Annotated in this window: 18 protein-coding genes and 1 riboswitch; of the genes, 17 read left to right on the top strand and 1 reads right to left on the bottom strand. The window is 35.5% G+C overall.

Features of this window, described 5'->3' with window-relative positions:
* Positions 1-4: 4 nt before the first annotated feature.
* From BKP45_RS17810 to BKP45_RS17835, 6 genes are all read left to right on the top strand, one after another.
* Entirely contained in the window at positions 5-415 is a 411-nt protein-coding gene (locus tag BKP45_RS17810) for a DUF350 domain-containing protein (protein ID WP_071389924.1), read from the top strand.
* Positions 416-980: 565 nt separating this feature from the next.
* Positions 981-3,341: a nitrite reductase large subunit NirB gene (gene nirB / locus BKP45_RS17815; protein WP_139193819.1), complete on the top strand. Its 2,361-nt coding sequence runs from the start codon at positions 981-983 to the stop codon at positions 3,339-3,341.
* Between the two features lie 14 nt (positions 3,342-3,355).
* Positions 3,356-5,500, top strand: a complete 2,145-nt coding sequence (gene nasC / locus BKP45_RS17820) for an assimilatory nitrate reductase catalytic subunit NasC (protein ID WP_071389925.1) — start codon at positions 3,356-3,358, stop codon at positions 5,498-5,500.
* A gap of 151 nt (positions 5,501-5,651) precedes the next feature.
* The gene (gene trxA / locus BKP45_RS17825; protein WP_071389926.1) at positions 5,652-5,966 is read left to right on the top strand and encodes a thioredoxin; all 315 of its coding nucleotides are present in this window, start codon (positions 5,652-5,654) and stop codon (positions 5,964-5,966) included.
* A gap of 209 nt (positions 5,967-6,175) precedes the next feature.
* Positions 6,176-7,945, top strand: a complete 1,770-nt coding sequence (uvrC, locus tag BKP45_RS17830) for an excinuclease ABC subunit UvrC (protein WP_071389927.1) — start codon at positions 6,176-6,178, stop codon at positions 7,943-7,945.
* Between the two features lie 227 nt (positions 7,946-8,172).
* Positions 8,173-8,361, top strand: a riboswitch (Lysine riboswitch).
* Between the two features lie 173 nt (positions 8,362-8,534).
* Positions 8,535-9,767, top strand: coding sequence for an aspartate kinase (locus BKP45_RS17835; RefSeq protein ID WP_071389928.1), 1,233 nt, complete (start codon positions 8,535-8,537; stop codon positions 9,765-9,767).
* A gap of 98 nt (positions 9,768-9,865) precedes the next feature.
* Here the strand turns inward: BKP45_RS17835 and BKP45_RS17840 are convergent, their stop codons facing one another.
* Positions 9,866-10,315 carry a YslB family protein gene (locus BKP45_RS17840; RefSeq protein ID WP_071389929.1) on the bottom strand — a complete coding sequence of 150 codons (450 nt, stop codon included), beginning with the start codon at positions 10,313-10,315 and terminating at the stop codon, positions 9,866-9,868.
* Positions 10,316-10,442: 127 nt separating this feature from the next.
* Here BKP45_RS17840 and BKP45_RS17845 point away from each other — a divergent pair, with 127 nt between their 5' ends.
* From BKP45_RS17845 to rph, 11 genes are all read left to right on the top strand, one after another.
* On the top strand, positions 10,443-11,792 hold the full coding sequence (locus BKP45_RS17845; RefSeq protein ID WP_071389930.1) for a TrkH family potassium uptake protein: 1,350 nt from the start codon (positions 10,443-10,445) through the stop codon (positions 11,790-11,792).
* Positions 11,793-12,146: 354 nt separating this feature from the next.
* Positions 12,147-12,755 carry a succinate dehydrogenase cytochrome b558 subunit gene (locus tag BKP45_RS17850; RefSeq protein WP_071389931.1) on the top strand — a complete coding sequence of 203 codons (609 nt, stop codon included), beginning with the start codon at positions 12,147-12,149 and terminating at the stop codon, positions 12,753-12,755.
* Positions 12,756-12,779: 24 nt separating this feature from the next.
* On the top strand, positions 12,780-14,549 hold the full coding sequence (gene sdhA / locus BKP45_RS17855) for a succinate dehydrogenase flavoprotein subunit (protein WP_071389932.1): 1,770 nt from the start codon (positions 12,780-12,782) through the stop codon (positions 14,547-14,549).
* Positions 14,546-15,307, top strand: a complete 762-nt coding sequence (sdhB, locus tag BKP45_RS17860; RefSeq protein ID WP_071389933.1) for a succinate dehydrogenase iron-sulfur subunit — start codon at positions 14,546-14,548, stop codon at positions 15,305-15,307. Before sdhA ends, sdhB begins: the two co-directional genes overlap by 4 nt.
* Positions 15,308-15,506: 199 nt before the next feature.
* A complete protein-coding gene (locus tag BKP45_RS17865; protein ID WP_071389934.1) occupies positions 15,507-15,731 on the top strand; it encodes a helix-turn-helix domain-containing protein in 225 nt (74 codons plus the stop codon).
* A gap of 571 nt (positions 15,732-16,302) precedes the next feature.
* Positions 16,303-16,566, top strand: a complete 264-nt coding sequence (locus BKP45_RS17870) for a phosphocarrier protein HPr (RefSeq protein WP_071389935.1) — start codon at positions 16,303-16,305, stop codon at positions 16,564-16,566.
* Positions 16,566-18,284, top strand: coding sequence for a phosphoenolpyruvate--protein phosphotransferase (gene ptsP / locus BKP45_RS17875; protein ID WP_071389936.1), 1,719 nt, complete (start codon positions 16,566-16,568; stop codon positions 18,282-18,284). The genes BKP45_RS17870 and ptsP overlap by 1 nt, the downstream gene beginning before the upstream one ends.
* 639 nt (positions 18,285-18,923) lie before the next feature.
* Positions 18,924-19,373, top strand: a complete 450-nt coding sequence (locus BKP45_RS17880) for a MarR family winged helix-turn-helix transcriptional regulator (protein WP_071389937.1) — start codon at positions 18,924-18,926, stop codon at positions 19,371-19,373.
* Positions 19,374-19,402: 29 nt separating this feature from the next.
* Positions 19,403-20,200 carry a glutamate racemase gene (gene racE, locus BKP45_RS17885; protein WP_071389938.1) on the top strand — a complete coding sequence of 266 codons (798 nt, stop codon included), beginning with the start codon at positions 19,403-19,405 and terminating at the stop codon, positions 20,198-20,200.
* A gap of 480 nt (positions 20,201-20,680) precedes the next feature.
* Positions 20,681-21,748, top strand: coding sequence for a GerMN domain-containing protein (locus BKP45_RS17890; RefSeq protein ID WP_071389939.1), 1,068 nt, complete (start codon positions 20,681-20,683; stop codon positions 21,746-21,748).
* Positions 21,749-22,008: 260 nt separating this feature from the next.
* Positions 22,009-22,767 (top strand): ribonuclease PH, encoded by a 759-nt coding sequence (rph, locus tag BKP45_RS17895; protein ID WP_071389940.1) that lies wholly within the window; start codon positions 22,009-22,011, stop codon positions 22,765-22,767.

Raw genomic sequence — 22,767 nt, forward strand, 5'->3', positions numbered from 1 at the left:
GAATGTGGACCGGTTATTTCAAATTGATTTCGTTTACACAGCTGCCACCTTTAGTGTTGTAGTTTTAGCTACTATTGTTTTCTTAACAATTTTTGAAACAGTAACCAAATATAATAATTGGGAAGAGATCAAAAACGGGAATGTGTCTGTTGCATTAGCGACAGGGGGGAAAATATTTGGGGTGGCAAACATTTTTCGGTTTTCAATTCAACATAACGATTCGCTTTTTACAATGTTAACCTGGGGATTTTTCGGATTTGGCTTACTTATATTTGGTTATTTTGTTTTTGAATTTTTAACGCCACGTTTTAAAGTCGACGAAGAAATACAGAAAGATAATCGCGCTGTCGGTTTACTTTCATTTATCATTTCGCTTGGTCTTTCCTTTGTTATAGGTGCAGGGATCATAAAATAGTTTATTAATTTAACAAGGAAACTAGTTATATATAATATAAATGAGTGAAATAAAGCGACATTAAACTATGTCTATTTTAAACGTAACAATTCAACTAGATATACTATCTAGTGGCTAAAAAATTGTATATTATGAAATTCTTAAACCGCAAAGAATTAGTCTTTGCGGTTTCTTTTTTTAAAAGGATTATTTTCCCCACTCTTAAGGGACAGTAGGCTCCCACCTCAAAACGTAAGAAAATCGAAAAATTTAGTTGGGGATGAAGGAACCCCCCATTGATTTAAGTTTTGCTTGATAAATTCTCAAGCTAGTAAACGAATTTACTCGTTTGATCCCGATTCGTGGAGGGGGTGTCTTATGCTGGTGCACTTTTCTTAATACAAATTTTATAGAAAGTCTATATTTTTCTTTATATTTAAAAATAGAAAATAACATTATGATACATCAATGTTTATTTTGTATGTGAGTAAATGTGACGTAATTTCTTTATTTTAACTCATTTTATGAAAGAATAAGTAAATAGTAGCAATTAGCTACAACATTATGATTTTGTTAGGAGATTATCTTGATGAGAAAAAAATTATTAGTTGTAGGTAACGGTATGGCTGGTGTTCGTAGTGTTGAGGAAATAATTAAAAATAATTCTGAGGCCTTTGATATTACCATTTTCGGAAAAGAATCACATGTTAACTATAATCGTATTTTGCTTTCGACAGTTCTTCAAGGCGATACATCCATTGAAGACATTATAATTAATGATCAAAATTGGTATGAAAAAAATAATATAGAATTATTTACAAATGAAACAGTTGTCAAAATAGATAAAGAGAAAAAAATGATTATAACCGATCAAAATCGTGTAGTAGGTTATGATAAATTGATTTTAGCGACCGGGTCAAGACCATTTATGCTTCCTATTCCTGGGGCTAAGAAGGAAGGGGTTATTCCTTTCCGTACGATTGAAGATTGCCAAAAAATGATTGAATATTCAAAACGATATAAAAAAGCAGTAGTGATTGGTGGGGGACTTTTAGGGTTAGAGGCGGCTAGAGGTTTACTAAACTTGGGGATGAGCGTTGATGTCGTACATTTAGCTCCTTTTTTAATGGAAAGACAATTAGATGAAACGGCATCTCATTTACTGCAAAAAGAATTAGAAAGTCAAGGTATGAATTTTTTACTAGAAAAAATGACCGAAGAAATTATTGGAGATCATCGTGTGCGAGGCTTACGGTTTAAGGACGGAACAGAAATAGAAGCAGAGTTAGTTGTGATGGCTGTGGGAGTAACACCAAACATTCAGTTAGCAAAAGAAAGTGGCATCGAAACAAATCGAGCCATTATTGTAAATGATTTTTTACAAACAAATATACCAGATATTTATGCTGTAGGAGAATGTGTAGAGCATAGAGGAATGGTATATGGATTAGTCAAACCATTGTATGAACAAGGAAAAGTACTAGCTAAATCGATATGTCATATTGAAACTGAAGGCTACAAGGGCTCTGTCCTTTCGACTCAATTAAAGATTTCTGGTGTTGATTTATTCTCTGTCGGTCAATTGAATGAAGATGATACTTCGAAAACTGTAAAAGTTTATGATGAACTTGAAGGTGTTTATAAGAAAATTATTTTCAAAGGTAATAAAATGATTGGTGCAGTTATGTTCGGGGATACGAGTGATGGCTCACGAATTTTAGATATGATAATAAAGCAAAAAGATGTAACTGATTTAGAGAATGTTCAAATGTTTCAACCACCAAATATGACAGAAACACAAGTCCAAGCTATGGATTCTAGCAGTATTATCTGTCAATGTAATAGTGTTTCTAAAGGGAAAATTATTGAAGCTTGTCAAAAAAATGATATAACAACTATTGGAGAAGTGAAAAAGTGTACAAAAGCATCTGGTTCGTGTGGAAGCTGTAAGCCATTAGTTCAAGATCTATTAAACTATATTCAAAGTCCTGAATTTGATGAAGTTATAGAAAAAATACCTTTTTGTGGGTGTACGGCGTTATCAGAAGATGAAGTTGTTCATCAAATTCAAGTTCAAAACCTAGTTTCTATTGAAGAAGTAGTGAAAGCACTTAATTGGAAAACCGAATCTGGCTGTTCAACCTGTCGTCCAGCTTTAAACTATTATTTAGCAATGATATATCCAACTTATGTAAAAAAACAAGAATCGCTTTTTTTTAACGAAAATATGAATGCTACATTACAAAATGATGGGACTTTTTCAGTCATACCACAAATGTATGGTGGTGTAACAGATGCTAAAGAATTACGTAAAATTGCAGACGTAGTTGAGAAGTATAGTATCCCGTCTGTTACACTGACAAGCGGGCAACGAATCAGTTTAAATGGTGTGAAAAAAGAATATTTACAAGGTATATGGTCTGATTTAGGCATGAGATTGTGCTCCAGAAATGAACATACGGTTCAACCTGTACGAACATGTATGGGTGAAAATGTGTGTAAATGTGATAAAGAAGAAGCCATTGATCTAGCAATTCGTATAGAACAAAGTATGGAATTTATTCAAACACCTCACCGTGTGAATATGAGTATTTCAGGATGTATCCACGATGGAGCTGAAGCAACGACGAAAGATGTAGGAATCGTACGTATTGATCGAGGTTGGGAAATTTATGTTGGTGGTAACAGTGGACGGAATGTTAAGGTTGGAAATTTATTATGCGTTACTGAAAATGACGAAGAAGTTATTAAGTTAATAAGCGCATTTATCCAATACTACCGTGAAACGGCAAATTATTTAGAGACTACTGGAGAATGGTTAGATCGTATTGGCCTAATCCATGTTCGTGAAGTGTTGTTTGATGAAGAACTTTGTAATGTATTACTAACCCGATTAGAAATGGAGACTTCTACACAAAGAAAGTCGCCAGCATTAAAAATGATTTAAAGGAATGAGTAACTATGACCGAGATGTTATTAAAGTACTTTCGAACCAACCAACAAAAATGGCAGGCCGAAAAAACATATGATACACAATGTCCTTATTGTAGTATGCAATGTAAGATGCAATTAATTGAACAATCTTCCTTTACAAATAAAAAATATAAAACAATCTCAAAAGATAATCCGACGTCACAAGGTCGTTTATGTATTAAAGGTTTAAATGCTCATCAGCATGCACTGCACAAAGAGCGCATTAAGTATCCTCTTTTAAAGAAAGATAGTGAATTTGTTCAAATTTCATGGGAAGAAGCTTTAGAACATATAAAAATAAATTTTACTCGTATTCAATCTGAATATGGTTTAAATGCACTATCTGTTTACGGCGGTGGCTCTTTAACTAATGAAGAAGCTTATTTACTCGGGAAGTTTGCACGTGTTTCATTAAAAACAAAATACATTGATTACAACGGGCGTTTTTGTATGGCAGCAGCAGCAACAGCGGCAAATCAAGCCTTTGGTATTGATCGAGGGTTAACTAATAGTTTGTCAGAGATCCCAAATTCAAGGTGTATTATTATAGTAGGGTCAAATCTTGCAGAATGTCAGCCGACAATGACTCCTTATTTTCATAAAGCAAAGGAAAACGGAGCTTATATTATTGTCATTGATCCACGCGAAACAGAAACGACGAAAATGGCGGACCTACATCTAAAGCTAAAACCAGGTACAGACGCTGCACTAGCAAATGGACTATTAAAAGTAATCATCGAAGAAAATTTTGTTGATGATCTTTTTGTTCAAGATCGAACGAATGGATTTCCAGAATTAGAAAAGCATCTAAATGCTGTTGACTTAAATGAGATTGAACAAATAACTGGCATCGAAATTGAGCATATTCAAAGAGCAGCTAGGAAATTTGGAGAAGAAGAATCAGGAATGATTTTTACTGCTCGAGGTGTAGAACAACAAACAGATGGGGTTATGGCTGTCAGAAATCTATTGAATATCCTTTTGGTAACAGGGAAGATTGGAAAACCTAGTTGTGGCTATGGTGCTATAACTGGGCAAGGGAATGGACAAGGCGGAAGAGAACATGGGCAAAAGGCTGATCAATTACCAGGGTATCGGTTGATTGACAATGAAGAGCACCGTAAATATATTTCGGAAATATGGGGAATTAATGAAAAGGACTTACCGAGAAAAGGTGTCTCTGCTTATGAAATGATGGAAGAGATTCATAGGGGGGAAATTAAGGGGATGTTTTTGATGGGTTCCAACCCAGTTGTTTCCAACCCAAATGCAAATTTCGTAAAAGAAGCTTTTCAAAAATTAAAGTTTTTGGTCGTTGTCGATATGTTCATTTCTGAAACTGCCAGACATGCTGATTTAATTTTACCTTCATCGTCTTATTTAGAAGATGAAGGAACATTAACGAATTTAGAAGGGCGTGTCACGTTACGAGAAGCATCGAGGGCATGTCCAGGAGAAGTTAAGCATGACTGGCAAATTATTTGTGAAATTAGTCATACTCTTGGAAAAGGAAAATACTTTTCTTTTACATCTGTAGAAGATATTTTTAATGAACTGAGAGTGGCAAGTCGTGGTGGAATAGCAGATTACTACGGTATTACGTACGACCGATTAAGAGAAGAGAATGGAATCCTATGGCCGTGTCCTTCGATAAATCATCAAGGTTCGAAAAGGTTATTTGAAACATCATTTGCTCATTCAGATGAAAAGGCTGTGCTTATTCCTGTTTCAAATTATTCAACTGTGTCAAAAGAAAATATTAGTGAAGAATATCCTCTGTATTTAACGACTGGAAGGGTATTGGCTCATTATTTAACAGGTGTACAAACGAGAAAAAGTTCGGCTTTAGCTGCAAGAAACTTTGAGTCTTTTATAGAAATTCACCCATCAACTGCAATGAAATACCGAATTCAAGATAACAGTTTGGTCCAAATTGAATCTAAAAAAGGGAAGATCATAGTAAGAAGCAAATGGTCTAAACACATTCGCCAAGACACAGTTTTTGTTCCTTTTCATTGGGCAGAAACCCAAAATGTTAACTGTTTGATATCTGACTCATTAGATCCAACCTGCAAAATACCAGGCTTTAAAATTAGTGCAGTTAAGATTTCGCCAATAGATATCATAAATTAATAAGGCTAAGTTTTTGAAGTTTGAGTGGTTGTAGGGATAATTTCTTCGTTTAAGGGAAATTTCTTATTGTAAGCAATTTAGTAGCATGCACTAAATAAATAATGATATAATACGCGTGAGTATAAAATGGTATTTAGGGAGGATTTTAACAATGGCTATTGTAAATGTTACTGACCAAACCTTTACTAGTGAAACAAGTGAAGGTGTAGTATTGGTTGATTTTTGGGCACCTTGGTGTGGTCCTTGTAAAATGATTGCTCCAGTTCTTGAAGAACTTGATGGAGAATTCAATGACAAAGTAAAGATTGCAAAAATTGATGTAGATGAAAATCAAGAAACTGCAAGTAAATTTGGTGTAATGAGTATCCCTACATTATTAGTATTAAAAAATGGTGAAGTTGTAGATCAAGTAGTCGGCTTTCAACCAAAAGAAGCATTAGCAGAATTATTAAATAAACATTTATAAGCTTTTTTCTATTTATTTGGGATTACTACCCACATGAGAGCTTAATCAATGAAAAGTCTACTGTCCATTTAAGGATAGTGGACTTTTTCTATTCTAAATAATACCGTTTGTTCGACTTTTGATCCTATGCTATAGTTTACTGATAAAACACCAAAAACTTATCATACCAGCTTAAGAGTAATATAAAGTAAAGAGTGGTGATTAAACAGATGGAAAAGCTTAAGAAGAAATTAGAGATCTTACCAGATCAGCCAGGTTGTTATTTGATGAAGGACTCAAAAGGTACGGTCATTTATGTTGGTAAAGCGAAAATATTAAAAAATAGGGTGAGATCCTACTTTTCGGGTTCTCATAATGGCAAAACCCAGCTTTTAGTCAGTGAAATTGATGACTTTGAATATATCATTACTTCCTCTAATCTTGAGGCATTAATTTTAGAATTAAATTTAATTAAAAAGTACGATCCAAAATACAATGTTATGTTAAGAGATGACAAAAGTTATCCTTATCTAAAAATTACTGCTGATGAACACCCTAGACTCATCACTACAAGAAAGGTAAAAAAGGATAAGGGGAAGTATTTTGGACCATATCCAAATGCAGGCTCTGCAAATGAGACAAAAAAACTACTAGATCGTCTTTATCCGTTACGAAAATGTACAACTATACCAGAACGTGTCTGTCTTTATTTTCATATTAATCAATGCTTGGGTCCATGTATTCAAGAAGTTAGTAGTATTACAAATAAAGAAATGGTAGAGGAAATAACGCGTTTTTTAAATGGCGGTCATACGACGATAAAAAAAGAACTAATTTCGAAGATGGAAGCCGCAGCTGAAAATCTTGAGTTTGAACGAGCAAAGGAATATCGTGATCAAATCCAACATATAGAAGCAGTCATGGAAAAACAAAAGATAACAATTACCGATGAAATTGACCGAGACGTATTTGGTTTTTATTACGATAAAGGCTGGATGTGTGTACAAGTATTTTTTATTCGACAGGGTAAGCTAATCGAACGGGATGTATCTATTTTTCCAGTTCTCCAAGAACCAGATGAAGAGTTTCTAACGTTTTTAGGACAATTTTATAGTCAAAAGGAACATATAAAGCCAAAGGAAATCTTTCTTCCAAATTCAATAGATAAAGACCTAACAAGTGAATTTCTACAAGTGCGAACAGTTCATCCGCAACGTGGTCAGAAAAAGGAATTAGTAGAATTAGCGATACAAAACGCTACAGCTGCTTTAAAGGAAAAGTTTGATTTAATCGAAAGAGACGAATCAAAAACAATTAAAGCTATCGAGAATTTAGGTTTTGCACTAAAAATCCCAACCCCAAAAGTTATTGAAGCTTTTGATAACTCGAACATTCAAGGTGTAGATCCAGTTTCAGCGATGGTTAGTTTTGTTGATGGGAAACCTAACAGGAAAGGTTATCGTAAGTATAAAGTTCGTACTGTTCAAGGGCCTGATGATTATGAATCTATGCGCGAAGTAATTCGAAGGCGATATATTAGACAGTTAAAAGAAAACTTACCGTTACCTGACTTAATCGTTATAGATGGGGGGAAAGGGCAAATTTCTGCCGCGCAGAGTGTTGTTCAAGATGAACTAGGCCTTACAATACCAGTATGTGGCTTAGCTAAAGATGAAAAACACCGTACATCGCAATTATTAAAGGGTGATCCGCCTGTGGTTGTACCGTTAAAGCGAGATAGTCAGGAATTCTATTTATTACAAAGAATTCAAGATGAAGTTCACCGCTTTGCAATTACTTTTCACCGACAAATTCGTAGTAAGAGTCTCTTCTCTTCTGTGTTAGATGAAATAGAAGGAGTTGGTGAAAAACGCAAACGACTCCTATTAAAACATTTCGGCTCTGTAAAAAAGATGAAAGAAGCTAGTTTAGAAGACTTTCGTCAGATTGGAATACCGGAAAAGGTAGCTCTAGGATTAATGGAAAAACTGAAAGGGTAGAGGCAGAAAAAGGAGTTTGTAATCAAACTGATTTGAACTTAAGTCATAGACCCCCACCTCTAAGCGTAGCGTAGGTGGGAACTTCCATTCAGGTGGAGTTGAGACTCCATCTGAATTTCCGATGTTCTAGCGAAGCTAGAACGAGTTCTCTCTAACCTAGTATTTTACATTCTAATAGTATTCTGTTACAATATTTATTAATTGAATATCCAATACTTCAAAAATGAAGTGGTGGTAGAGGCGCAAAAACCATTAGTATGTTATAGGAGGGCGATGAGGTCCGGTGATTATAGCTGAAAGGGGAATTTGCCGAAGTATAATCAGTAACTCACTACTATTATACTGGACCTACATTGAATAAATGTAGAGCTGTCACACAATCGATCCCAATGGTTGTGTGGAGAACTATCTCACGTGAAAGGGAACAATAATAGTTTCTTTTTGTTTTGACTACATTTGTTAAAGCATCAGTGAGGAGTCTTCCTTACTGATGCTTTTTGTTTATTATCGTATGTAGGACGGGATTTTCACGAATGAATTACAGGGATAGAATTTTTGGGAAACTAAAATTTGAAAGGATGGTAGTCAAATGGCTTTAGTTGTTCAAAAGTTCGGTGGAACATCAGTTGGTAATATCGAACGAATTAAAAATGTAGCAAACAGAGTGATTAATACTGTTGAAAATGGTGACCAAGTTGTTGTGGTTGTTTCAGCAATGGGAAAATCTACAGACGAATTAGTTGCATTAGCAAAAGGAGTTACTGAAAAGCCGAGTAAGCGTGAGATGGACATGCTACTTTCTACAGGTGAACAAGTAACTATATCGATTTTAGCAATGGCACTTCAAGAAAGAGGTTATGATACAGTATCGCTAACGGGGTGGCAAGCAGGAATAATAACGGAAGCTTGCCATAGCAATGCTCGAATTGTTAATTTTGAAAAAGAAAAAATAACGAATTATTTGACCACAGGAAAAATTGTTATTGTCGCAGGGTTTCAAGGGGTAACAGAAAGTGGAGAGATTACCACATTAGGAAGAGGAGGTTCCGATACGACAGCCGTAGCTTTAGCTGCAGGTTTAAAGGCGGACCGATGTGATATCTTTACAGATGTTACAGGTGTGTTTACAACTGACCCTAGAGTGGTGAAAGAGGCTAGAAAGTTAAGTTCAATTTCTTACGATGAAATGTTGGAATTAGCAAATTTAGGTGCTGGGGTTTTACACCCTCGTGCGGTTGAATTTGCGAAAAATTTCCAAGTGAAGTTAACAGTTCGTTCTAGTATGGTTGAGGAAGAAGGAACAATGATAGAGGAGGAAGCGTCAGTGGAAGAAAATCTAGTTGTAAGAGGGTTAGCTTTTGAAAGTAATGTAACAAAAATTTCAGTGTGTGGGATGCCTAATAATATTTCAGGGCTATCAAATCTATTTACTACGCTAGCAGCAAACAATATTAACGTTGATATTATTATTCAAAATGTGATTGATAGTGAGAATACCAATATTTCTTTTTCAATTAACTCTGAAAAGTTAACTGAAACTCTTGAGGTTTTAGAAGGAAATCGCTCAGTTCTTTTATATGAGGAAATCCAACATGAAACAGGGCTGGCAAAAGTTTCAATTGTTGGCTCTGGAATGATTTCAAACCCTGGGGTAGCCGGAATTATGTTTAAGTCTCTTTCTGATGTAGGAATCTTAATAAAGATGGTTAGTACGTCTGAGATTAAAGTTTCAACAGTTATTGATCAAAATGAAATGGTTAAGGCGGTAGAAACGCTACATAAAGAATTTAAGTTAGACGAAATAAAAGTTCTTCAAAGATAAAGTGAAAAAAGACAAAAAAGAGTTAACCAATTGATTATGGTTCAACTCTTTTTTACATGGTAGAAAACCATAAAGTTATTTCCTTTTTTAGTTGTTTACTATGTTGTAACACGGTCTTCTAGATCCCATTTAACATGAAAAACAACTTTTTTTAACTTTCCTATTTTAGAAACCTCGTTTGCTTCAGTAATAAATCCTTGTATGTTTTGGATTTGTTCTGCTATAAAACCAGCTTCTAAAGGAGCAGAAAACGATTTTTTTTGATCAAATAGAAATGAAGTTAATTCAAACATTGCTTCTGTCTTCTTTTCCTTCACTAATACTAGGTTGCCCCAACCCGCTTTATCAAAAAAAGCGATCAGTTCGTCAATTGAAGAAAGTGGATATTTTCTAGCTAATGATTTTCCTGCCCAATATAAAATAACATTATGGTCTTTTCCTAATAGGTCGGGAAGTACTTCCTCTCTTAAGAGTTCATAGCCAAACAATGGTATTTGTAACTCTTCGGTGTGTTCAGTTAAATTTCTCTCTTTATGTTTAAAAATCATTTTTTTCCCCCACTTTTTTTGCCGTACATTCAGTTATTATTATATCTCTTTTCCTTTAGAATGTACTATATAAACTTGTGCAAAATATGGTATACTAAACCCCGAGTGGATTCGGAGGTATGTAGTTATGAATTTTTCAAAGGGGAAATTTCTAACCCCATTCAGAATTATTATTATTTCATATATAATAGCAATGTTTTTATTTAGCTTGTTATTATATTTGCCGATTTCACACCTTCCTGGTGTCTCAGTTACTTACTCTGAAGCATTGTTTACCTCAGTTAGTGCAGTTAGTGTGACGGGGCTAACAGTTGTAAATGTTTCAGAGACATTTAGTTATATAGGAATTATCTTTTTAGCCATTGCCATCCAGTTGGGTGGAATTGGTATTATGACCCTTGGGACGTTTGTGTGGATGTTATTTGGTAGGAAGATCATTTTGTCACAACGAATGCTGATTATGGTTGACCAAAATCAAAATACATTTTCTGGCTTAGTAAATTTAATGCGCGGTATTTTGTTTGTTGCATTAATTATTGAGCTAATTGGAGCTTTAATATTAGGTACATACTTTTTAAATTACTTTGATACGGTTGGAGAAGCATATTATCAAGGCGCTTTTGCATCTTTAAGTGCATTCACAAATGCCGGGTTTGACGTGACTGGAGAATCATTAATTCCTTTTGCTAATGATTATTTTGTACAACTAATTGTTGTCTTATTGATCTTTGCTGGTGCAATTGGTTTTCCGGTATTAATGGAATTGAAGCAATACTTTTCAAAAGCTCACCCGAATTTTAAATTTAGCTTATTTACAAAGATTACCACAACCACTTATTTCATTGTTTTTGTTTTTGGTTTTGTATCAATTTGGTTGTTGGAAATGGGCCACTATTATGTGGAGCTTGAATGGCATCAACAACTATTTTATTCGTTATTTAATTCAGCTACAGCAAGAAGCGGTGGGCTAGCAACAATGGATGTCTCGCAACTTAGCTTAGCAACATTATTACTGTTGTCAGGTTTGATGATTATAGGTGCAAGCCCATCGAGTGTGGGTGGTGGGATTCGTACGACAACTTTAGCAGTTATGTTTTTAACCATTCGTAGTTTTGCATTAGGGAAAACGGATGTCAAAGTATTTGGTCGGGAGATACATCAAGAAGATCGACAAAAATCATTCATAGTATTATCTGTTTTTCTCGTTATGTTATTTTTAGCGATTATTTTAATTGCAGCTTTTGAAAATAGTAGTGAAATAGCTTTGATGGCAATCATATTTGAAGCAAGTTCTGCTTTTGGAACTTGTGGATTATCTATGGGGATTACGCCAGATTTAACTTTGCCAAGTCAAATGATATTAATGGTTTTGATGTTTATTGGACGTGTAGGACTCATTGCTTTTCTTTTCTCAATTCGTAAAAAGGAAACGAAAAGTTATTATAAGTATCCTACCGAACGAATTATCATAGGGTAATAAATGGCTCATTGAAAGTATATACTTCAATGAGCCATTTTGCATTATTTTTTTGTTTCATTAGTATTAACTTGTATTCGCTTTCTTGACGCTGAATATATATAGACGTTAAAATGAAATTGTCATAATATTTTCAAAAAATGCAGTTGCAAACCAAAGGTTTCATAAATAAGGTTTTCAATAACTAAGATTTGTACATAATTTAAAGGGTCTCTAAGGTATTTTTATAGAAAAGTTATATAAATAGAGGAAATCATTCAAAGTTAATGAATAAATATTGGTAGTAGGACTTTACCAAAATAGAATTATCCGATGAATAAACCTACTAAAAAACAATGGACAGGAGGAAAACGTATGGTTGGAAATCGAGAATTTTTATATCGTAAGTTACATTCTTTATTAGGTGTTATACCAGTGGGAATTTTTTTAATTGTTCATTTAATGGTTAATTATACTGCAGTCCATGGTGCTGAGAGTTACAATGCGGCAACTCATTTTATGGAGAATCTCCCATTCAGGTACTTATTAGAAATCTTTTTCATATTTTTACCTTTACTATTCCATGCTGTGTATGGTCTATTTATTGCTTTTCAAGCAAAGCATAACACAAATACGTATGGTTACTTTCGAAACTGGATGTTTAGATTACAACGTACCACTGGAGTAATTACAGTAATTTTTTTAGCTTGGCATGTTTGGGAAACAAGAGTTGCTGCTGCTTTAGGAACGCCTGTTGACTTTGATATGATGGCCAATATCGTCGCTAATCCGTTTATCTTAACGTTTTATATTGTAGGAATAGTAGCGGCAACGTTTCACTTTGCTAACGGACTATGGTCGTTTTTCGTCACATGGGGAATCACCATTACTCAAAGGTCACAGCAAATTTCAACCTATGTAACGCTTGGTGTTTTCGTGGCGTTAACGTTTGTTGGTATTCGTGCAATCTTAGCATTTATCTAGCAAAATATGGAGGAGTGATCTCATATGAGTAAAGGAAAAATTGTGATAGTTGGTGGTGGTCTAGCAGGATTAATGGCCGCAGTAAAATCAGCAGAAGCAGGAGTTAAAGTAGATTTATTTTCAGTTGTTCCCGTAAAACGTTCTCACTCTGTTTGTGCCCAAGGTGGTATAAACGGGGCTGTAAATACAAAAGGTGAGGGAGATTCACCAGCTGAACATTTTGATGATACTATTTATGGTGGTGACTTTTTAGCAAATCAACCACCAGTTAAGGCAATGTGTGAAGCTGCACCTGGTATTATTCATTTATTTGACCGCATGGGTGTGATGTTTAACCGTACATCTGAAGGATTACTAGATTTTCGTCGCTTTGGTGGTACTCAATATCATCGAACAGCTTTTGCTGGAGCCACTACAGGTCAGCAATTATTATATGCGATGGATGAGCAAGTGCGAAGGTTTGAAACAAAAGGTCTCGTTAATAAGTTTGAAGGCTGGGAATTTTTATCAGCAATAATTGATGATGATGGTATATGTCGTGGAATTGTTGCTCAAAATCTAAATTCTTCAAAAGTTGAATACTTCAAAGGTGATGCAGTAATTATTGCTACAGGTGGTCCAGGGATAGTATTCGGTAAATCAACTAATTCAATGATAAATACAGGTTTTGCTGCTGCTAAATTATATGAGCAAGGTGTATATTATGCGAATGGTGAGTTTATCCAAATTCATCCTACAGCTATTCCGGGAGACGATAAACTTCGCCTAATGAGTGAGTCAGCTCGTGGAGAAGGTGGACGTGTATGGACATATAAAGATGGAAAGCCTTGGTACTTTTTAGAAGAAAAATATCCTGCGTATGGAAACTTAGTACCTCGTGATATTGCTACACGAGAAATTTTTGATGTGTGCGTGAATCAGAAGTTAGGAATTAATGGAGAAAACATGGTCTATCTCGATCTTTCACATAAAGATCCTAAAGAATTGGATATTAAACTTGGTGGTATTATGGAAATCTATGAAAAATTCATGGGAGATGATCCTCGTAAGGTACCAATGAAAATTTTTCCTGGAGTTCATTACTCTATGGGAGGAATATGGGTAGATTATAATCAAATGACAAACATTCCTGGTTTATTTGCTGCCGGGGAAGTAGATTACTCACAACACGGTGCCAACCGTCTGGGAGCAAATTCGTTACTTTCTGCCATATTCGGTGGGATGGTAGCAGGCCCTAAAGCTGTTGAATATATAAATGGACTCGAAAAGTCTGTTGAAGATATTTCTACAGCATTATATGACCGTTACTTAAAAGAGGAAGAAAGTAAATTCGATTCACTGTTAAAAATGGATGGGAAAGAAAATGCATTCCAACTTCATCAAGAACTTGGTGCTAGTATGACGGAAAATGTGACGGTAGTTCGTGAAAACAAACGTCTATTAAAAACGGATGAGAAGATATTAGAGTTAATTGAGCGCTATAAAAATATAAATATTTCAGATACAACAAAATGGAGTAATCAAGGTGTAGCCTTTACACGTCAACTTGAAGGAATGTTAAATTTAGCAAGAGTAATCACAATAGGTGCTTATAACCGTAACGAAAGTAGGGGGGCACATTACAAGCCAGAATTTCCAGACCGTAATGATGAAGAATGGTTAAAGACAACAAAGGCAAAATATAATGCTCAATTGAATGGTCCAGAGTTTGAATATGAAGAAGTAGATGTTTCATTAATCAAACCGCGAAAGCGCGACTACACCACTAAAAAGAAAGTGAGTGAAAAGGCATGAGTCAAAAAACCATTCGATTTATCATTACCAGACAAGCGGATCCCGAATCTACGCCTTTCAAAGACGAATTTGTAATACCGTATCGTGAAAATATGAATGTCATCTCAGCTTTAATGGAAATGCGTAGAAATCCAATAAATGCATCCGGTAAAAAAACAACTCCTATCACGTGGGATATGAGTTGCTTAGAAGAAGTATGTGGAGCCTGTTCGATGACTATTAATGGGAAACCAAGGCAATCCTGTACTGCTCTTATTGATCAACTTGAGCAACCGATTCGGTTAGAACCGATGCGTACGTTTCCGGTCATTCGTGATTTATTAGTAGATCGCACGAAAATGTTTGAATCTTTAAAGAAAGTAAAGGCGTGGATTCCTATCGATGGGACATTTGATTTAGGGCCAGGTCCAAGAATGGCAGAAGGTAAACGTCAATGGGCATACGAATTGTCTAAGTGCATGACATGTGGAGTTTGCTTAGAGGCATGTCCTAATGTTAATAGTAAATCTCCTTTTATTGGTCCGGCGCCATTGTCTCAGGTTCGTCTTTTTAACGCTCATCCAACAGGCGCAATGAATAAAGCGGAACGACTTGAAGCAATAATGGATGATGGTGGTTTATCAAATTGTGGTAATTCTCAAAACTGTGTTCAAGCATGTCCTAAAGGAATTCCTTTAACGACATCTATTGCGGCTCTAAACCGTGACACAACAATACAATCTTTTAAAAACTTCTTTGGTAGTGATAATAATTATTAATAGAATGTGCCCCTTTATCGCTAAAGTAATCTAAGGATCAAAAAGATAAAAATGGGCACGGAATTTATAAAAAAAGACGAAACTTCTTTCACATCTTCTCATAAATAAGTCACATGGGAACATCCCCTTACATAGGATATCGTAGCTAAATATTAAAATATCCTATTCACTGCAGCCCGTGCAAGAGAGGGTGAATTAATTGAAAGATCACGAATTCCGTCCTAAGCCACTACTCACAAAACGTGAGAAGGAAGTATTTGAATTACTAGTTCAAGACAAGACTACAAAGGAAATTGCACAGCAGCTATTCATAAGTGAAAAGACTGTTCGTAATCATATTTCGAACACAATGCAAAAGCTTGGAGTAAAGGGGCGCTCGCAAGCAGTCATTGAGTTAGTGCGGTTAGGTTATCTAGAAATTTAATGGTTCCGGCTTTCTATTTTAGAAGGCCGGCTTTTTTACAAGGTAAGAAAGCATAAAATTTCTAACTTGGAAACTGTCTAGCGCAAGCAGCCTACGAGCTCGGTCACTTCAGTCAAGCAACTGACTTCAATTGTCTAGCTCCAGGCGCCATCGGCTCGACCACTTCAGGCCTACTCTTTCGGTCAAAAACCGACCGCTAGAGTAGGCCTTCCAGTGTTTGTCGCCTATAGGCGGACGCCTTCTTATGTAAACGTCTTTATTTTTCAACTAAAGCTATTGAAAACATTTGCTGAATTGTGCTATAATTTGTTGCAACAGAACAAAATTTACGTGTTACTGATCCGATCAGGCATGAGTAAAGTTGTATATATGTACGATAATATGGGGAATTCTAATACTAGAATCATCTATTTTTTCGTCATGTTTAACTTTACCCATGTCTTTTGTTTTGTAAACGATCTACATACAAGGGTTTTGTTAAAACTTTTGACTCTAACTTTTTTTGAATTTTTATTAGGTTAGTTTCGAAGTTCAATAAAAATTTTATTAATTCTATTAAGGAGTGTTTTAAATGGCAGAAAAAACTTTTAAAATTACAGCAGATACGGGAATTCATGCAAGACCAGCAACATTATTAGTAAATAAAGCAGGGCAATTTCAGTCTGACATCACATTAACATACAAAGAGAAAACAGTTAATTTAAAGTCTATCATGGGTGTTATGTCACTTGGAGTTGGACAAGGTGCTGATGTAACGATTAAAGCGGAAGGATCTGACGCTGATCAAGCTTTAGCTGCTATCGAAGAAGTAATTAAAGGTGGTCTAGGAGAGTAATGTCAAAACTAATTAAAGGTATTGGCGCTTCTAGCGGGATTGCCATTGCGAAAGCGTTTAAATTGGAGAATCCAGATCTAACAGTTGAACGAAAATCGGTTGATAATACTGATGAAGAAGTAAGTAAACTTGATTTAGCTATAGAACAATCAAAAAAAGAATTAAAAGTTATTCAAGAAACAGCTAAACAAGAAATGGGTGATGATAAGGCTGCTATTTTTGAAGCGCACTTACTCGTTTTAAGTGATCCTGAGCTTGTTGATTCTGTAAAGGATAAAATTAAATCTGAAAATATTAATGCTGAAAGTGCAATGGATGATGTTTCTTCGATGTTTATTACTATGTTTGAAAGCATGGATAATGAATATATGAAAGAAAGAGCAGCCGATATTCGTGATGTTTCTAGACGTGTCCTTGGTCACTTGTTAGGTGTTCAAACAGCATCTTTAGCAAGTATTAACGAAGAAGTTATTATCATTGGTGAAGATTTAACTCCGTCTGATACAGCTCAATTAAACCGCAATTATGTGAAAGGTTTTGCGACAGATATCGGTGGAAGAACATCGCATTCAGCGATTATGTCTCGCTCTTTAGAAATTCCTGCAGTAGTAGGTACGAAAGAAGCTACTACACAAATTGAAGCTGGAGTACTTGTTATTGTAGATGGTATAGAAGGAACTGTAATCGTTAACCCAACAGATGCAGAAGTTTCAGAATATGAAGCAAAAAGAGAAGGTTTTGAAGCTCAAAAAAGAGAGTGGGCAAAGCTTGTTAACGAGAAGACTCTTTCTAAAGATGGACATCATGTAGAATTAGCTGCTAATATTGGTACGCCAAATGATCTTGAGGGTGTTATTAATAATGGTGCAGAAGCAATTGGTCTTTATCGTACTGAGTTTTTATATATGGGTAGAAATGAACTTCCTTCAGAAGATGAGCAGTTTGAAGCTTACAAAACTGTTGTTGAAAAGATGGAAGGAAAACCTGTTGTTATCCGAACTCTAGATATTGGTGGAGATAAGGAGTTACCATACTTAGAATTGCCAAAAGAAATGAACCCGTTCTTAGGATACAGAGCGATCCGCTTGTGTTTAGAAGAACAGGACATTTTCCGCACACAGTTACGAGCTCTTCTTCGAGCAAGTCATTATGGAAATTTAAAAATTATGTTCCCGATGATTGCTACTCTTGAAGAGTTACGTGAAGCTAAAGCAATCCTTAATGATGAAAAAGAAAAGTTAAAAGCTAATGGAGTAGAAGTTTCAGAAACAATTGAAGTAGGGATGATGGTTGAAATTCCATCTACTGCTGTGATTGCTGATATTTTTGCAAAAGAAGTGGATTTCTTTAGTATCGGTACCAATGATCTAATCCAATACACAATGGCAGCTGATCGTATGAATGAGCAAGTTTCATATTTGTATCAGCCGTATAACCCAGCTGTTTTACGTTTGGTAAGTTCTGTTATTAAGGCGGCTCATCAAGAAGGTAAATGGGCTGGGATGTGTGGCGAGATGGCAGGAGACGAAATTGCTATTCCTCTACTTTTAGGTCTAGGTCTAGACGAATTTAGTATGAGTGCAACTTCGATTTTACCTGCTCGAACGTTAATTGCAAAACTTTCTAAACAAGAACTAGAAAATATTGCTAATGAAGCTTTAATGCTAAGCACTGCAACGGAAGTTGAAGAGTTAGTTAAAACTAAAGTTCTTAAGTAATTTACCATTTAAAGGGGCTATAAATTTATAGCTCCTTTATTTTACGTTCCCTAGCTAAACTCTACGTCCTGTACTTAATATAAATATATTCCGGTTTTGGTAAGGTAGGATTTACAAAAACTGTTAGCTAAACAACAATCAGTGGGGATTTCTTCATCTCTCACTGAATGCTGTTTAACTTTTACCACAGGAATAATATTAACTAATCATTAGCTTTCACTGATGAAATTATTCTATCCGATTCTTTAGGGGGAGTTAATCCCCAACAAAAACTTTTCGGTTTTTTTTAACATAATCAGAATTTATAAATTTCTAACTTGGAAACTGTCTAGCGCAAGCAGCCTACGAGCTCGGTCACTTCAGTCAAGCAACTGACTTCAATTACCTCTTGAAATCCTTCGTTGATTAGCTTCATGCAGCTTTGCTCTTGAGCAAACGGAGTGGCACAGGAGCAGCTGCTCGTGACCAAGGCGCTTGCGCTTTTCTTGTTTTTGAGGTGGTGGTCTTTCTACCCCTCAAGAGTAGGATAAAATATTTTGTGAAATGATTACGATAGAAGACTTGAAATTATGATAAAAAACAAGGAAAATGAAAACATAATATGTCGAACTGGTGATTATCCAATTAAGGAGGTACAGAATGGGAGAAAAACTAAATAAAGAAATGGAGCAAGTGGTGCATATCGAAAAATCATTACGTATGATTGCTGATATTGTAAAACAAAAGGGGAGAGAAATATTAACACAATTTCCTATTACCCCACCACAATTCGTAGCTTTGCAGTGGCTTCATGAATATGGAGATATGACAATTGGTGAATTATCTACAAAAATGTACTTAGCATGTAGCACAACAACAGATTTAGTTGATCGCATGGAAAAAAACGAGTTAGTCGAGAGAGTCAAAGATACAAATGATCGAAGGGTTGTTCGAATACATTTACTAAATAAAGGTGCCACAATTATTGAACAAGTGATTATTAAGCGTCAAGACTATTTGAATGATGTACTTAAACATTTATCTGAAGAAGAAGTTAATGTGCTTGAACAAAACTTAAGTCACCTTTATCAAGAAATGAAAAGAGAGTAATAATTTAGAGACGAAAAAGAGGGAAAGCATTGAATAGAGCAATAGGAGTTATTGATTCGGGTATAGGAGGCTTAACGGTAGTCAAAGAGATGTTACGTCAACTTCCTAAAGAAGAGGTTTTATATATTGGGGATACAGCTCGTTGTCCGTACGGCCCTAGACCGCAGGAAGAAGTTAGAAAATTCACTTGGGAAATGATAAATTACTTACTTGAAAAAGAAATAAAAATGTTAGTTATTGCATGTAATACTGCTACGGCAGTGGTGTTAGAAGAAGCAAAAAGTAAATTATCTATTCCTGTTATCGGTGTTATTCACCCTGGAGCTATTTCTGCATTAAAAGTTACAAAAAATGATCATGTAGCAGTGATAGGAACAGTTGGTACCATTAATAGCGGAGCATACAAAAAAACACTTACAAGCATTAATAATAAAGTAAAAGTTGAAAGTTTAGCTTGTCCACTTTTTGTTCCAATTGTAGAGAGGGGGGCATTTAACGGCCAAGAAGCTTATGATGCTGTCTCTAAAAGTTTAACTCCACTAAAAGGCACCAACATCGATACGCTTATTCTAGGTTGTACTCATTACCCACTTTTAAGTGAAGTAATTCAAGAAGTGATGGGTAATGAAATTGAGATTATTTCATCTGGGGATGAAACCGCTCGAGAAGTAAGTGCCCTTTTATATCATAAAGGAATTCTCTACACTGGTAATAGAAGACCTAATCATACTTTTTATACAACTGGTGAAGAAATTCGCTTTAAAAACTTTGCCCAAAGCTGGTTAGAAACCAACGTTCCTTTAGTTACTACTATAAAACTTACGTAAAAAGTCCTTTGAGAAGGGCTTTTTTGTTTTAATCAGGTAAGGAAGTATAAAATTTCTAACTTAGAAACTGTCTAGCGCAAGTGCCCTATCGACTAGAAAGCTTCCTTCGTCTCGTCTACAATAAGTCGAGAACGAAAGTCTAACGACTTTCGACTCTCCTATATCTCACTCGACTCAGTCCAGCTTATTACGTCGATGAGCAAGGGCGCTTGCGCTTTTCTTACATAATCAGAATTTGTAAATTTCTAACTTGGAAACTGTCTAGCTTCAGCGCCTACGAGCTCGGTCACTTCAGGCTTTTTCGGAAGCCAAAGAGCGGCTTCTGTCAAAGGTCTTCCAGTGCCTATCGCTCGTGACCAAGGCGCTTGCGCTTTTCTTTAATAGAATCCCTTTTAAAGAATAAATTTACCAAAAGGGTTGGTCTAAAAACAAAAATAACTCGTATACATAATAGTACAAACCACCTAAGGAGGGAAAAGCATGCATAGAAGTTTCAAAACAGGAGTTCCAGTGCTGATTGCACTAGCATTTCTTGTATCCGGTTGTAGTTTTGGGGCAAATAAAATAATGGATGAAACTGATCCGCCACCTATCAGTTATGTTGACGAAAGTACTTCCTTCGAATTTAGCATGGAGGAGGAAATGGTTACTGAAGAAACAAATACTGATATGGTGAATGAAGAAACTAAGAGAGAGCTATACTTGCTTGATCAAAATGGATTAGTGGCACCACAAACGTTAGCGTTACCTAAAACTGAAGGTGTTGCAAAACAAGCGTTGGAATATTTAGTGAAAGACGGTCCGGTAACACAGTATTTACCAAACGGTTTTCAAGCTGTAATTCCAGCTGGAACTGAAATTTATGGAGTGAATATTAAAGACGGGATAGCCATTGCGGACTTTTCTGAGCAATTTAAAGAGTATCGTCCAGAAGATGAATTAAAGCTCCTTCAAGCAATCACATGGACGTTAACTCAATTTGATAGTGTAGAAGCTGTAAAGATCCGTATTAATGGTTATGATCAAGAAGTAATGCCTGTAAACGAAACACCTATTGGTGAAGGTTTAAGTCGTTTAAATGGTATAAATCTTGAAACGGAGAATGTAGTAGACGTAACTAATAGTAAGGCTGTAACAGTATATTTCTTAGCGCAAAATGGTGATAATGTTTATTATGTTCCTGTTACGAGAAGAGTTAACGCAAAAGAAGATCAATTAACAGCAGTTATTTCACAGCTATTAATGGGACCTTCTAGCTTTTCTAGATTGTTAACTGATTTCCGTTCTGGTGTTGAATTACTAGAAGAACCGCGATATGCAAATGGTGTGGTTACTGTAAACTTTAATGAAGCGGTCCTAAATCATAATGAAGGAACAGCCATCAGTGACGAAGTTTTAAATCTCCTAGTATTATCATTAACTGAGCAAAGTGGTGTTGAAAAAGTAGCAATTGAAGTTAATGGTGAAAGTGAAGTGCAAATGGCTACAGGGGAGTTGTTGTCAGAACCTGTATCGAGACCACTTAAAGTGAACTCAGGTAAATACTAACAATTATATTGTGAGGTGTCTAAGCTAAGACACCTCATTTCGTTTACGAATAACATTAAATTCAGAACGGCCTTTACCACTTTTTAGCTAAGAATAAAGATGACCTAGTAACTTGGAGTTTGTATAACATATAAACTGTGCCTAATTAGTATGGATTATTTAATAGGAATATTAGAGAAAATATATATATGATATAAGGTTTGTAGAAAAACTTAAACATTGGTATGATAGAATTTGAATGAAATAAAGGAGGAGTATGAATGCGTGTTGATGGACGTCAATTAGATGAACTTAGACCGGTTCGTATAGAAACGGATTTTATTAAACACCCAGAAGGGTCAGTGTTAATTACAATAGGTGATACAAAAGTTATATGTACAGCGAGTATTGAAGATCGGGTTCCACCATTTCTACGTAATCAAGGTAAAGGTTGGATTACTGCGGAATATTCTATGCTACCAAGAGCGACAGAACAACGAAATATTCGGGAGTCTTCGAAAGGGAAAGTTACCGGGAGAACAATGGAAATACAACGATTAATTGGCCGAGCATTAAGGTCGATTGTTGACTTAGAGAAAATAGGTGAACGGACAATTTGGATTGATTGTGATGTGATACAGGCTGATGGTGGTACTAGAACGGCTTCTATAACCGGAGCATTTGTCGCATTAGTATTAGCGGTAAAAAAATGTATGGATTCAGGTAAAATTGATAAATTCCCAATTAAAGATTACTTAGCAGCTGTATCGGTTGGAATTGATCAGAAGCTTGGAGAAATTCTTGATTTAAATTACATAGAAGATTCAAGTGCGAATGTTGACATGAACGTAATAATGACTGGTAGTGGTCAATTCGTTGAATTGCAAGGAACTGGTGAAGAGGCAACTTTCTCTAGAGATCAACTTAATCAATTGTTAGAATTAGCCCAAAAGGGTATTGATGAATTATTTATAGAACAAAGGGCTGCTATTGGTGACTTTGCAGATAAAATAAAAGTACTTCCTAAAAAAGAATTGTAG

This window comes from Anaerobacillus alkalidiazotrophicus, from assembly GCF_001866055.1.

What these genes read in the sequence shown, in the direction of transcription:
- trxA (WP_071389926.1), top strand. Translation starts at nt 5,652, where the DNA reads ATGGCTATTGTAAATGTTACTGACCAAACCTTTACTAGTGAAACAAGT.
- BKP45_RS17850 (WP_071389931.1), top strand. Translation starts at nt 12,147, where the DNA reads ATGGTTGGAAATCGAGAATTTTTATATCGTAAGTTACATTCTTTATTA.
- BKP45_RS17835 (WP_071389928.1), top strand. Translation starts at nt 8,535, where the DNA reads ATGGCTTTAGTTGTTCAAAAGTTCGGTGGAACATCAGTTGGTAATATC.
- BKP45_RS17890 (WP_071389939.1), top strand. Translation starts at nt 20,681, where the DNA reads ATGCATAGAAGTTTCAAAACAGGAGTTCCAGTGCTGATTGCACTAGCA.
- ptsP (WP_071389936.1), top strand. Translation starts at nt 16,566, where the DNA reads ATGTCAAAACTAATTAAAGGTATTGGCGCTTCTAGCGGGATTGCCATT.
- nasC (WP_071389925.1), top strand. Translation starts at nt 3,356, where the DNA reads ATGACCGAGATGTTATTAAAGTACTTTCGAACCAACCAACAAAAATGG.
- uvrC (WP_071389927.1), top strand. Translation starts at nt 6,176, where the DNA reads ATGGAAAAGCTTAAGAAGAAATTAGAGATCTTACCAGATCAGCCAGGT.
- rph (WP_071389940.1), top strand. Translation starts at nt 22,009, where the DNA reads ATGCGTGTTGATGGACGTCAATTAGATGAACTTAGACCGGTTCGTATA.
- sdhA (WP_071389932.1), top strand. Translation starts at nt 12,780, where the DNA reads ATGAGTAAAGGAAAAATTGTGATAGTTGGTGGTGGTCTAGCAGGATTA.
- BKP45_RS17870 (WP_071389935.1), top strand. Translation starts at nt 16,303, where the DNA reads ATGGCAGAAAAAACTTTTAAAATTACAGCAGATACGGGAATTCATGCA.
- sdhB (WP_071389933.1), top strand. Translation starts at nt 14,546, where the DNA reads ATGAGTCAAAAAACCATTCGATTTATCATTACCAGACAAGCGGATCCC.
- BKP45_RS17880 (WP_071389937.1), top strand. Translation starts at nt 18,924, where the DNA reads ATGGGAGAAAAACTAAATAAAGAAATGGAGCAAGTGGTGCATATCGAA.
- BKP45_RS17845 (WP_071389930.1), top strand. Translation starts at nt 10,443, where the DNA reads ATGAATTTTTCAAAGGGGAAATTTCTAACCCCATTCAGAATTATTATT.
- BKP45_RS17840 (WP_071389929.1), bottom strand. Translation starts at nt 10,315, where the DNA reads ATGATTTTTAAACATAAAGAGAGAAATTTAACTGAACACACCGAAGAG.